12 protein-coding genes are annotated in these 12063 nt (G+C 36.9%); 4 read left to right on the forward strand and 8 right to left on the reverse strand.

All coding sequences use genetic code 11. From position 1 onward, the window contains the following. Nucleotides 1–8: 8 nt before the first annotated feature. The 8 genes from BUE84_RS15350 to BUE84_RS15390 all read right to left on the reverse strand — a co-directional run bounded on the left by BUE84_RS15350 (nucleotide 9) and on the right by BUE84_RS15390 (nucleotide 7634). Nucleotides 9–884, reverse strand: a complete 876-nt coding sequence (locus BUE84_RS15350) for a pirin family protein (protein WP_079242423.1) — start codon at nucleotides 882–884, stop codon at nucleotides 9–11. 487 nt (nucleotides 885–1371) lie between these two features. Then, nucleotides 1372–1956, reverse strand: coding sequence for a Crp/Fnr family transcriptional regulator (locus BUE84_RS15355; RefSeq protein WP_079242424.1), 585 nt, complete (start codon nucleotides 1954–1956; stop codon nucleotides 1372–1374). Between the two features lie 9 nt (nucleotides 1957–1965). Further along, nucleotides 1966–2277: a hypothetical protein gene (locus tag BUE84_RS15360; RefSeq protein ID WP_079242425.1), complete on the reverse strand. Its 312-nt coding sequence runs from the start codon at nucleotides 2275–2277 to the stop codon at nucleotides 1966–1968. Between the two features lie 281 nt (nucleotides 2278–2558). Then, nucleotides 2559–4169, reverse strand: a complete 1611-nt coding sequence (locus BUE84_RS15370) for a Na+/H+ antiporter (RefSeq protein WP_079242427.1) — start codon at nucleotides 4167–4169, stop codon at nucleotides 2559–2561. A gap of 399 nt (nucleotides 4170–4568) precedes the next feature. Beyond that, complete coding sequence (locus BUE84_RS15375) at nucleotides 4569–5189, reverse strand: alpha/beta hydrolase (protein ID WP_079242428.1); 621 nt, start codon at nucleotides 5187–5189, stop codon at nucleotides 4569–4571. Between the two features lie 5 nt (nucleotides 5190–5194). Next, nucleotides 5195–6148, reverse strand: a complete 954-nt coding sequence (locus BUE84_RS15380) for a VOC family protein (RefSeq protein WP_079242429.1) — start codon at nucleotides 6146–6148, stop codon at nucleotides 5195–5197. 197 nt (nucleotides 6149–6345) lie between these two features. Next, nucleotides 6346–6642 (reverse strand): GNAT family N-acetyltransferase, encoded by a 297-nt coding sequence (locus tag BUE84_RS15385; RefSeq protein ID WP_079242430.1) that lies wholly within the window; start codon nucleotides 6640–6642, stop codon nucleotides 6346–6348. Nucleotides 6643–6701: 59 nt separating this feature from the next. Next, nucleotides 6702–7634: a ring-cleaving dioxygenase gene (locus tag BUE84_RS15390; protein ID WP_167595396.1), complete on the reverse strand. Its 933-nt coding sequence runs from the start codon at nucleotides 7632–7634 to the stop codon at nucleotides 6702–6704. 681 nt (nucleotides 7635–8315) lie between these two features. Between BUE84_RS15390 and BUE84_RS15395 the strand changes: the two genes are divergently transcribed. The 4 genes from BUE84_RS15395 (at nucleotide 8316) to metQ (ending at nucleotide 11906) form a co-directional block, all read left to right on the forward strand. After that, nucleotides 8316–9311 (forward strand): EamA family transporter, encoded by a 996-nt coding sequence (locus BUE84_RS15395; protein ID WP_145953267.1) that lies wholly within the window; start codon nucleotides 8316–8318, stop codon nucleotides 9309–9311. Between the two features lie 19 nt (nucleotides 9312–9330). Further along, nucleotides 9331–10359: a methionine ABC transporter ATP-binding protein gene (locus BUE84_RS15400; protein WP_079242433.1), complete on the forward strand. Its 1029-nt coding sequence runs from the start codon at nucleotides 9331–9333 to the stop codon at nucleotides 10357–10359. Continuing rightward, complete coding sequence (metI, locus tag BUE84_RS15405; protein WP_079242434.1) at nucleotides 10352–11008, forward strand: methionine ABC transporter permease MetI; 657 nt, start codon at nucleotides 10352–10354, stop codon at nucleotides 11006–11008. Before BUE84_RS15400 ends, metI begins: the two co-directional genes overlap by 8 nt. An 88-nt stretch (nucleotides 11009–11096) precedes the next feature. Continuing rightward, the gene (gene metQ / locus BUE84_RS15410; protein ID WP_079242435.1) at nucleotides 11097–11906 is read left to right on the forward strand and encodes a methionine ABC transporter substrate-binding lipoprotein MetQ; all 810 of its coding nucleotides are present in this window, start codon (nucleotides 11097–11099) and stop codon (nucleotides 11904–11906) included. The last annotated feature ends 157 nt before the right edge of the window (nucleotides 11907–12063 follow it).

Below are 12063 nucleotides of genomic sequence, written 5' to 3' on the forward strand. Positions count from 1 at the left end.
TTTTTTATTTATAATGTCATCGGTACTTCCATCAAAAGGATTTCTGTACCTTCTTGAAGGGTTTTGATCGTAATTTCCTGAATATCCCAGACTCCGAATCCGTCACGTTCTTCTATGATCTCTCCGCCTATTTCTGCGCTTCCTTTAAGGATAAAAACATAGATTCCATTTCCTTTTTTTCTGATCTGATAATGCGTTTCTTTATTCTGATCAAAAGTTCCCAGGTGAAACCACGCATCCTGATGAATCCATACACCCTCGTCATCTGCATCAGGAGAAAGAATCTGTTGAAATTGATTGTGGCCTTTGGTTTTGTCTAAAGTGATCTGATCATATCTCGGCGTCACATTTCTTTTTTTCGGATAAATCCAGATTTGAAGGAATTTTACCAGCTTATCACTGTTTTTGTTGAATTCACTGTGCATAATTCCTGTTCCTGCACTCATCACCTGAATATCTCCACTTCTGATCACCGCTGTATTTCCCATGCTGTCTTTGTGTTCCAGGTCACCTTCCAAAGGAATACTGATGATTTCCATATTGTCGTGAGGGTGTGTTCCGAAGCCTCTTCCGGCTTCTACTTTATCATCATTCAGGACTCTCAATACTCCGAAATGCATTCTTTCAGGATTGTGATAATTGGCAAAACTGAAAGTGTGCTGGCTCAACAGCCATCCGTGGTCAGCTTTCCCTCTTGAGTCTGCTCTGTGAATAACAGAGTTTTCTTTTATTTTTGATTCTGTATTGGGAAGATGATTGTATCCGATCGGTTCTAATGGTTCGATCTCATCGATGTCATTTTTCATAGCGCTGGCCAAAGAAGCTGATGCTACAAACATTCCTGTTCCCAATAATCCTTTCTTTAAAAAATCTTTTCTGTCCATATCAGATTGTTGTTTGTTCTTGTTTGATAGGACAAATGTAGAGAGACCAGAAACCCTGCACATTTAACTAGTTTAATAAATGACTTTGCAGCAAAAAAAAATGCCGGATACTTTTGTATTCGGCAGTATAACTAAAGTGGATTGCAGTTTTTTGGAAATTGCAAGAATCTTTTTACTCTTAGGAACTATTCAATTCAGTATAATAATTTAAAGGATAACTTCACTAGATTCCTACGGAATGACAAACTGCATGGGTAAGGCCGCAATTGCAATTGTGTCATTCCGTAGGAATCTCTGTATGAATGATAAGTCAAAAAATAGCTGAATAGTTGGAAACCGCAAAGACGCGAGTTGTTTTTTAAGCTAAATATTTTTAAGGCGTCAGGATTTTATTTCCGATAAAATGGGTGGCTATAATTTCACAGGAATATTCACACCTATAAAACCCATGCAAATCTCTGCAATCTGCAAGTATAAAAACTAAGATTTATTTCTCCTTTGAAGCAAGACGCTTTCTGATGGTACTGACAAATTCTTTTGAAACACCGAGATAAGAAGCGATGTAATATTGTGCTACTCTTTGTGGAATTGAAGGATATACTTTGATAAATTCAAGGTATCTGTCTGATGCGGTTTTGGAAATGGTATTAACCAGTCGGCTCTGCAGGGTTGCCAGATTTCTCTGAACCAGCATTCTGAAAACTCTTTCAAATTTAGGAACTTCCTGCAATAATTTTTCTTTCGTTGAAGGGTTTAGCATATAGATTTCCGAATCTTCCAGCGTTTCAATATACACTTTAGAAGGTTTCTGCTCCTGAAATGAGGCAATATCACTGATCCACCAGTCTTCGATGGCAAACAGTAACGTTACTTCAGAACCATTATCATCCAAACAATACATTCTTACACATCCTTTGTGAATATACCCTTCAAACTGGCAGATTTCTCCTTCTCTGAGTAAAACCGTTTTCTTTGGAAACGACTGGCAAACAAGCAGATCTGTAAAAGTTTTTTCTTCTTCCGGAGTGATGGAGATAAATCGTGTAATATTTTTGATGATATTTTCGAACATAATGTAGGTTTATCCCTGCAAATTAGGAAAAAGACTGTAAACTTCATTCTTTAAAAGTCCACTTCCGCCTCCGTAATGATCAATTACTTTAACGTCCTTATCTAAACCGGCACAGAATATTTTTATATCTTTCTCAAAATCATCTTCTAAGCCAGAGCTTAAAAGGACAATATCTACTTTATTATTTTTTATGTATTCATAGCAGAAACCTTGATCGCTTTGGATTTCTGCTGTCCAGCCTTCATTGTTTTCTATAATTCTTTTTAAAGTATCCAGAATTTCCTGGTTTTTTCCAATGACTAAAAAATGTAATGTTTTCATATTGTTTAAAGTTTAAAATTCAAAGTTCAAGGTTCAGAGTTTAATGTTTAATGTTTATATTGTTCACGAAGGGTAAAATGACGATCTAGATTCCTGCGGAATGACACAGTGTGCGGATAAATAAAGTGCTTAGTTTGTCCATTCCGTAGGAATCTAAACACTTTTACTCCCAAATGCTCCCACTCAATAATCTGAATCTCGAAACCCGCTTCCACACTAACAACTCTAATATTCTCAAACCCTCCGACTGTCAAACTCAAAACCCACCTTCCGAACCGCTCCTACAAATGTTTATTCCCTGTAATTTTCAGTTCATTAAGATCCAGTTGGGATTCTGCTTTTCTGATTTCATCATCACTGAAGAGTTTTTCTCGTTTCATTTTAAACAGTTCCTTTCTTTGCAGGGCAAATATGTCCAGCATTACTTTGTGATATTCTGCCATATCATTTTGCCTGTTGGCACACATTTCAATAGAACTTAAATGATTCTGGTGAAGTTTGATATCACTTTCCAGTGCCTTTTTAAGATTCTCCAGCAGACCATTGCTGTTCACCGCTTCATTGTATTCGTTATCAAGTTTATGAACGGCAAGTTTATCCAGTCTCATCTGAATTCCGGCCTGCTGTTCATGAGAAGGAAGGATATGATCAATCTCTCCTATTTTAGTTAATTTAATAACTAAAGGCAAGGTAAGTCCCTGAAACACCAATGTCACAAAAATGACTACGAATGTGATAAAAATGATCAGGTTTCTCATCGGGAATTCAGTTTGTGAATTCATCATAACCGGTATTGACAAGGCTGTTGCAAGGGAAACCACTCCTCTCATTCCTGCCCAGCCTATAATCAACGGATTTTTCCATCCCGGACTAGGATCACGACGAGCTTTTTCACTGAACCATCTTGGAAGATGAGCCACAGGATAAATCCACAACAGACGTACAACAATGACAATCAAACTGATAATTAAACCATATTTGATTCCTTCCATCAAAGAAATTCCCCCTAATCCATTGATGATATCCGGAAGTTCGAGCCCTATTAATACAAAAACCAAAGCATTCATCACAAAAATAAGGGTGTTCCAGACTCCTGTCATGTTAATTCTAGTGGTTCCTGTTTTAAAAATTTCATGAGCACGGAAAGACATAAACAATCCTCCGCTCACCACAGCCATCACTCCCGAAAAATGAAAATGCTCTGCTGAAAGAAACAAAATATAAGGAGTCATTACAGTAAGTGCCGCATCAATAGCGGGTGTAGTGGGTAAAAACCTGTGAATAGCATAAAAAATATGCGCTCCTGCGATTCCTATGACAACACCCATTCCTGCTACCAGAAAAAACTGTCCAGTCGCTTCATGCATTGAGAAAGCCCCTGTCATTACAGCTGCCAGAGCAAATCTGAAAACAATCAGTGAAGAGGCATCATTAATCAGACTTTCTCCTTCCAGAATGGCAATCGTACGCTTGGGAACTTTTAATCCTTTTAAGACGGTTGTGGCTGCTACAGCATCCGGTGGCGAAACAATTCCTCCCAATAAAAACCCTAATGCCAATGTAAACCCAGGAATCAACATTTGTGAAGTATAAGCCACTACCAGAGAGGTCAGAAATACCAATCCAAATGCCAACAAACTAATGGGACGTTTCCATTTCCAGAAATCGTTCCATGAAGTGTACCAGGCCGCTTCGTATAAAAGAGGTGGTAAAAAAATCAGAAATATAATCTCCGGATCCAGCTTTAAAACAGGGACTCCGGGAATAAGGCTGATTCCCAAACCGGCAAGAACCAGAAAGATAGGATAGGCAATTTTGATCCGCTGTGCCAGCATGACCAGCAGCATAACCAGTAATAAAAGACCTAATATTAAAAGTAGTTGTTCGTGCATGTTTTTTAGAAGTTAGAAATTAGAGGTTAGTTTTTAGATTCTGGTTATTTAGGTTTTGGCTAAAGCTAGTGGATTGATTATTTATTGTAAGGCGGGCTAAAGCTCATCTTTATTAAATGTTAATTTATGCATTGGATAGATTCCTACGGAATGACAAAGTGTACGGATAGATAAAACGTAATATTTGTCATTCCGTAGGAATCTCCACTTTACTTGATTACTTAAAATGTAATAACCACAAAAGTCACAAAGTTTTTATTTTAAAATGTTTATAAAGTTTAATAACATACAATATAAAGATCACATAAGAGAAAAATCAAAGATTTTTATAAAACTTAAGTGTCCTTGTCATAAATTCAATATTAGCTTATCAAATCTTTTGTGACTTTTGTGGTTAAATTATTTAAATATCACTGAATTAGCTATTTCAATTTCTTCCTCGTTAATAGAATGTCCGAAATTGGCATATACTTTTTCTGTTACCTCCGCATTCATTTCTCTTAAAATATTGGCTGTAGCATATACTCTTTCTACGGGCACATGAAAATCCGGATTGCTGGTTCCCAGAAAAATTGGAGTTCCTGCAAAATCGCCTTTATAATTTTCACGGTTGATTTTATCTCCTATCACTCCACCGATAATGGCTGCTGCTCCACCAAACTTCTGAGCATTTCGTGCTAAAAATTCAAGGGTAAGACAGGCTCCCTGAGAAAATCCGAAAAAGTAGATATTTTCAGGTTGAATTCCGGATTTTACTGTGGCTTTTACTGTTTCATCAACCATTTCAAGGGCTGATGACAACCATGGTTCGTTCTGTTCCACGGGTGCTATAAATGAGAAGGGATACCAGGTGTGATTCAGTGCCTGTGGCGCTAACAGAGCATAATCTTTTACATTTAAATGCTGTGATAAACTCAGAATATCCTGAGCACTTCCTCCACGTCCGTGAACCATGATCAAAGCTTTTTCTGCCTGATTCAATGGTATGCCTGCTGTTTTTATATTTAAAATATGACTCATTATTTCTATCTGAATTTTTCTGTTGGATAATCGATTTTGGGAAGAACTTCATTCAAACGTTCTCTTCTTTTTTCAAACTGTAGTGGCAATTGGAGATCTTCTCCTAAAAATGCGGCCTCTTCATCTACATCGAATCCGGGGCCGGAAGTTGCAATTTCAAATAAAACACCTCCCGGTTCTTTAAAATACACAGAAGTAAAATATTTTCTGTCTTTCACTTCAGTATGTTCCAGTCCGTATGCATTTAATCTTTTTACCATTTCCAGCTGAGATTCTGCATCTGGAGTGGCAAAAGCTACATGATGAACAGTACCTCTTCCGGCTAATCCTTTCAAAGCGTTGGGAGTAGAAAGCAGATCTACGTATTTCCCTGGCATATTTTCTGTTCCTAATCTCAATCGGTCAGGACTTTCTTTGATCACTTTATGATCCATCTGAGTCGTCAGAAGTGCAGCTGTTCTTTCATAAGCATCCTGCCAGATTTCCACGTGATGAATCCCTTTGATTGCATAATCTTTTGGAATATAGCCGTTGTAATATCCTTTTCTTTCGTCTTTATCATTAAAAACCAATTCCAGCCCTAGCCCGTCAAAATCTTCCAGATAAATGAAAACTTCATCAGAAAATCTTTGCTGCGGCTGCTTGAAAGGAATATTGAATTGTTCCAGACGATTCATCCAATAATCCAGGGCTTCTAAAGAAACTGAAAAAGCAGTGGTATTGAGCATTCCTTTACCATGTCTTCCATTGATCAAATCTTTGCCATAGGGAAAAGTGGTCATAATGGTTCCCGGTGTTCCGTATTCGTCACCGAAATAAAAATGATAAACATCTGAGTAATCAAAATTGACCGTTTTTTTTACTAATCGAAGTCCTAAAACTCCGGTATAAAAGTCTATATTTTCCTGTGCATTGCCGGTAATTGCCGTTACGTGATGCAATCCTGTGATAAGTTTCATTGTGTTGAAATTGTTAATTGGTTATTATGATGGAAGGCGAGATTTCGGGATTCGGGTTGATAAGCGCGAGAGTAGCTTTATGCATCGTTTGTCTTTCACTTCTATTTTTTAGCTCAAGACTCTCAAACCCTATTACCCTCCGATTCTCAAACTCGAATCTCGAAAACCCGCATCCCGAAACCCGCCTCTCAAACTCACTATAGCTCTTCCTTCAACCATACATCATTATATTCTTCCGGATGACGTTTGAACTGGGCGTGAACATACGGACACAACGGTAAAATTTTCAAATCATTTTCTCTTGCATAGGAAACCAGTCTTTCCAGTAAAATTTTTGCAAAACCTTTTCCTTCATATTCCTGATTTACTTCGGTATGGTAAACAGTCAGTTTTTTTCCAATGACTGAAATATCCATTTTACCTGCTTTATGATCGTCTGAGAAAAGCTGAATCTCTCCTTTTCTTCCTTCTAAAACTATTTCTGTTCTTTCCATTTTTCTTGTTTTTAATTCTTAATTCAAAATTAGCATCTTTCTAAAATATGACCGATGATCTATGATAAGTTCGGCAGTACTCCTTCTATTTTGTCACGCATTCCTTCATATTGAACGGGAAGTTTCAGATTTTTGCCCAATTCATTCAAAGGTTCGTCTACGGTGAATCCCGGGTTGTCGGTTGCAATTTCAAACAAAACGCCTCCCGGCTCACGGAAGTACAGTGAGTAAAAATAATCTCTGTTGATCTTCGGAGTGATGCTTAATCCCGCAGATAACGCTTTCTCACGATACTCCATCAAAACATTATCATCTTTTACTCTGAATGCAATGTGGTGATTGGTTCCCGCTGCATTTCTACCTGCCGGAATGGTATCATTTTCAATAATATCAACAATATTAGCCGTATCAATGGCATCAGTTGCCAATCTGTATCTTTCGCCATCTTGTTTCTGCAAATCATATCCTAAAATATCCGTCAGAACTTTGATGGTAGGATCTGCCTTTTTTAAGGTTAATGTAACATTATGGAACCCTTTCAAGGCATTTTCATCTTTGATATCATCTGTTGTCCATACTTTTCTGTTGTCTTCACTAAGCGGTTCTATCAACTGTAACTGAAGCCCGTCCGGATCTTTAAAAGAAATCATTTTTTCTCCGAAGACTTCGCCCTCTTCTGTAGCTACATGTAAGCTTTGTAAATGATCTTTCCAGAATTCAAGACTTCCTTTGGGTACTGAATATCCAATATGAGTAGCCATACCACTTCCATTATTTCCTTTTCCTATTCCTTCCCATGGAAAGAAAGTAAGAATGGTTCCCGGTGTTCCGTTTTCGTTTCCGAAATAGAAGTGATACGTTCCAGGATCATCAAAATTTACAGTTTTCTTTACCAGTCTTACACCTAAAACTTTGGTATAAAAATCTAAATTTCTTTTGGCGTTGTCTGCAATAGCAGTAATATGATGCAGACCTAAAATTCTATTGTCCATGTCTTTTAATTTTGATGCTAAATTACAGTGAACAGAAATCCTGTGCATTTAACTAGTTTAATAAATCAAAAAGGTCCAATGATCTTGTCTCTTTGATCTGATAATAATTTAATTTAAAATTCACAGATTTGATTGGAATTCCCTCAATACACACATTAGGTTTATAAATAATCTACAAAATAAAAATGCACCAGAATAAATTTCTATCTATTTTACCCATGACAATATAAAAATTATTCAATTCTCATAAATTTCAATTTATATTACATTTTTAATAATTAAAAATAAATGATATTTTCTCTATTTTTTGAAATAAAAGGCATTAAAAATATTTTTAAAATTAAAATAAATGAGTGAATATTTAAATTGTAAAATACTGCCAAACAGTAATTTAAATCATTAACAATAAATTAATATTCAAAATACCTACTTTTTTAGTAGACTAATAAAAATTAAATTATATATTTGCAAACGTATTCAGGAAATAAAACAAAATGAAGGCAAAATCAAACAATAATACAATTAAGAAACATACCATCAAAAATATGATGAAGGATATCTGTATGCCTATACATCAAGAATACTGTGGTTGACCTTACTTTTATATAGATATATTTTCAAAGGCTTTACCACGTGGTAGAGCCTTTTTTTATTGAACACAACAACATCAAAAAAATAAAAATGAGCAATTCTAAAAACAAATGGTTGATTCCATTGGCTTTTACAAACATCTATGTGATATGGGGAATTACGTTTTTAGCTATTTCATTTGGCTTAAAAGGTTTTCCGCCATTCATTCTTTCAGGATTAAGATTTCTGGTTGCCGGAATTCTGATGATAGGATATCTTCTTTCTAAAGGAGAAAAAGCAAATTCTCTGATCAACTGGAAGAAAAATGCAATTACCGGTATTCTTATTCTTACCGGAGGAACCGGGCTAGTAGCCTGGGGAGAACAATATGTAACGGCTTCTGAGGCTGCTATTTCGATTGCAACAGGGCCATTCTGGTTTATTGCTATCGACAAAAAGAACTGGAAATATTATTTTTCAGATAAATTTATTCCGATAGGATTGGTAATTGGTTTTGCAGGATTGATTATGTTTTTAAAAGGTAGTGTAAATTCTAATGCTCATGCATTGGCAGATGGAAACTTACGTATTACTGCGTTTGTAGTGTTGGGATTAAGTTCTATTGCCTGGGTATTAGGTTCTTTATATTCAAAGAAAAATCCGGCTTCTCAATCTACATTTATGAATATTGCTCAACAGCTTATCATAGCAGGATTAGCCTCCTTTCTCATTGCTTTTTTCAGAAAAGAATGGACTGATTTTTCAGTTTCTGCTGTTCCGTTATCGGCATGGTTTGGAGTTCTATTTTTGATCTTCTTTGGATCGATAGTCGCTTATTTGTCGTACATTTGGCTTCTGTCCGTAAAACCCGCTGCTTTGGTAAGCACCCATACCTACATCAATCCTATTGTAACAGTGATTGCAGGCTGGATTATTGCCAACCAAAGCATCAATGGAGGTCAGCTGTACGGTTTATTCGTTATATTGCTGGGAGTACTTCTAACGAATGTCACCAAATATTTCAGACTTTCAAAACGGTCAAAGGTCAAAATCAGAAGAGTAAGGAGATTTTTAAACAGAACAGGCAGAAGATATCAGCCTATTTAAAAAAGTATATAAAATCAGAATGATAGAAATCAGAAACATATCAAAAACATTTCATCAGAAAAAACAGTCTTTTAAAGCACTGGATAAGGTAAGTCTTACCATAGATAAAGGAGATATCGTAGGAATTATAGGATTTTCGGGTGCAGGAAAAAGTACCCTGATACGTACCGTTAACCTCCTGGAAAGACCGGATGAAGGACAGATTATCATTAATGGAAAAGATTTTACCCAACTGAGTTCCAAACAACTGGCTGAGGAGCGTAAAAAAATCGGAATGATTTTTCAGCATTTCAATCTTCTTTCTTCAAGAACTGTTTTTGATAATGTAGCGCTTCCTCTTGAACTGGATCATACCAGTAAGGACGAAATCAACAGAAAAGTCAATGAATTACTGAAAATCGTAGGACTTGAGGATAAAGCCAACGATTATCCTAAAAGCCTTTCCGGAGGGCAGAAACAAAGAGTTGCCATTGCAAGGGCTTTGGCCAATGATCCTCACCTTCTGCTTTGTGATGAAGCAACCAGCGCACTGGATCCTGCTACCACGCAGTCTATTCTGCAGCTTTTAAGAGATATTAATCAGAGACTGGGAATTACCATCCTTTTAATTACCCACGAAATGGAAGTCATCAAAGCGGTCTGCAACCACGTTGCTGTGATCGATAAAGGAAAATTATTAACAAAAGGAACGTTGAGCGAGATTATTTCGGATAAAGAAAACCCGATCATCCGCCAGTTCATCAATTCAGACATCATGACCCTGCCACAGGAACTCAGCAACAGACTACAGAAAGAACCTAAAAAAGGTTTATTTCCGCTGGTCGAAATAGAACTTAACGAAAATATCAGTGTTGAACAAATTCTTTCAACACTATACAACCAATATAAAATCCCTTATAAATTGTTAAAGGCAGATGTAGAGTATTTTGGAAATTCCAATTTCGGGAAACTTCTGCTGCAGCTTCAAGGTGAAACTGAAGAAAACCAACAGGCGATCTATTATTTCAACCAAAATAAAATTCAAAATACAGTAAAAGGATATGCTTAGTGATACGGTAATTGCCCTTTTGGCAAAAGGAACCTGGGAAACGGTTTATATGACATTTTTATCCGGATTTTTTGGATTTGCACTGGGTCTTCCGGTAGGAATACTGTTATTTTTAACAAGAAAAGGCCAACTGCTGGAAAATGCAGCCTATCATAGAGGGCTTTCTATTTTGGTTAATATTTTCCGCGCCATTCCCTTCATTATTCTAATTGTATGGATGATTCCTTTTACCAGAATTCTGGCAGGTACTTCTATTGGAGTAAATGCTGCTTTGGTTCCACTAAGTGTGGGTGCAGCTCCTTTTATTGCAAGACTTGTAGAAAACAGCCTTATTGAAGTTCCTCATGGTCTTATAGAAACAGCCAGAGCTTTAGGAGCTTCTCCATTACAGATCATCAGAAAAGTTTTGCTTCCTGAAGCACTTCCTTCATTAATCAATAATGCAACCATCACTTTGATTACTTTAGTAGGTTACTCAGCAATGGGTGGTGCCGTAGGTGCAGGTGGACTTGGACAGGTGGGCTACCAGTATGGATATATCGGATATGATATTGTCATTATGAATACGGTATTGATTCTGCTTGTACTTTTGGTTTTCTTCATCCAGTTTATGGGCGACAGGTTGTCAAAAAGATTTGATCACAGGTAATTGGGTGAGAGTGTCGGAGGGTTTGAGATTTGAGATCCGGCGTACGAGATGCGTGATGCGTGATCAGTATATATAAAATTTAATTAGAATGAAAAAAATAAAGATTTTTGGTTTATTAACTGCCGGAATATTACTGTTCAGCGCATGTTCGGGAAGAAAAGATGATCCGAACTTTATCCGCGTAGGAATTACTTACGGTCCGGAACAGGAAATTGCCGAAGTTGCCAAAAAAGTAGCTAAAGATAAGTATAACCTGGAAGTGGAGCTTATCCCTTTCAACGATTATGTAGTTCCCAATGAAGCTTTGACCAACGGAGATATTGATGCCAATGCTTTTCAGCATATTCCTTATTTAACAGAACAGTCAAAACAAAGAGGTTATAATCTTGTGCCTGTAGGCAATACATTTGTTTATCCTATAGTAGCGTACTCAAAAAAGATTAATAATATCAGTCAGCTACAGGAAGGCAACACGATTGTTATACCCAATGATCCTACCAACGGAGGACGTTCTTTACTGCTTCTGCAAAAAAGTGGTCTGCTGAAATTGAAAGATGGTGTCGGACTTCTTCCCAAAGTAACGGATATTACAGAAAACCCGAAACAACTGAAAATTATGGAAATTGAAGGAGCTCAGATCCCAAGAGTTCTGGAAGACAGAGATGTTGTTGTGGGGGTGATTAATAATAATTTTGCTGCTCAGGCAGGGTTGGATCAGGAAAAACAAGGTATTCTTGTAGAAGATAAAGACTCACCTTATGTGAATGTAGTCGTTGCCAGACCAGATAATAAAAACAGCCAGAAAGTAAAAAACTTTGTAAAAGCCTATCAGTCTCCCGAAGTGGAAAAGAAAGCCAAAGAAATTTTCAAAGGTGGCGCTGTGAAAGGATGGGATTGATGAGTGAGAGAGTTTGAGGGTTTGAGAGTAGTAGAGTTGTGAGGGTGGATTCGGGGTACGGGTTTTCGCGATTCAGAGTATTGCTTTTCACTCTTATGCTTCTCTTCAGTTTTTCCGCATTTACCAATACAATATTTAATAAAAAGCTGTCCGCCAT

Source organism: Chryseobacterium indologenes, from assembly GCF_002025665.1.
GTDB lineage: Bacteria > Bacteroidota > Bacteroidia > Flavobacteriales > Weeksellaceae > Chryseobacterium > Chryseobacterium metallicongregator.

Bases quoted from the DNA above. Each gene is read 5' to 3' on its own strand.
- metQ (WP_079242435.1), top strand. From the start codon at position 11,097: ATGAAAAAAATAAAGATTTTTGGTTTATTAACTGCCGGAATATTACTG.
- BUE84_RS15390 (WP_167595396.1), bottom strand. From the start codon at position 7,634: ATGGACAATAGAATTTTAGGTCTGCATCATATTACTGCTATTGCAGAC.
- BUE84_RS15395 (WP_145953267.1), top strand. From the start codon at position 8,316: ATGAGCAATTCTAAAAACAAATGGTTGATTCCATTGGCTTTTACAAAC.
- BUE84_RS15360 (WP_079242425.1), bottom strand. From the start codon at position 2,277: ATGAAAACATTACATTTTTTAGTCATTGGAAAAAACCAGGAAATTCTG.
- BUE84_RS15385 (WP_079242430.1), bottom strand. From the start codon at position 6,642: ATGGAAAGAACAGAAATAGTTTTAGAAGGAAGAAAAGGAGAGATTCAG.
- BUE84_RS15380 (WP_079242429.1), bottom strand. From the start codon at position 6,148: ATGAAACTTATCACAGGATTGCATCACGTAACGGCAATTACCGGCAAT.
- BUE84_RS15400 (WP_079242433.1), top strand. From the start codon at position 9,331: ATGATAGAAATCAGAAACATATCAAAAACATTTCATCAGAAAAAACAG.
- BUE84_RS15370 (WP_079242427.1), bottom strand. From the start codon at position 4,169: ATGCACGAACAACTACTTTTAATATTAGGTCTTTTATTACTGGTTATG.
- metI (WP_079242434.1), top strand. From the start codon at position 10,352: ATGCTTAGTGATACGGTAATTGCCCTTTTGGCAAAAGGAACCTGGGAA.
- BUE84_RS15350 (WP_079242423.1), bottom strand. From the start codon at position 884: ATGGACAGAAAAGATTTTTTAAAGAAAGGATTATTGGGAACAGGAATG.
- BUE84_RS15375 (WP_079242428.1), bottom strand. From the start codon at position 5,189: ATGAGTCATATTTTAAATATAAAAACAGCAGGCATACCATTGAATCAG.
- BUE84_RS15355 (WP_079242424.1), bottom strand. From the start codon at position 1,956: ATGTTCGAAAATATCATCAAAAATATTACACGATTTATCTCCATCACT.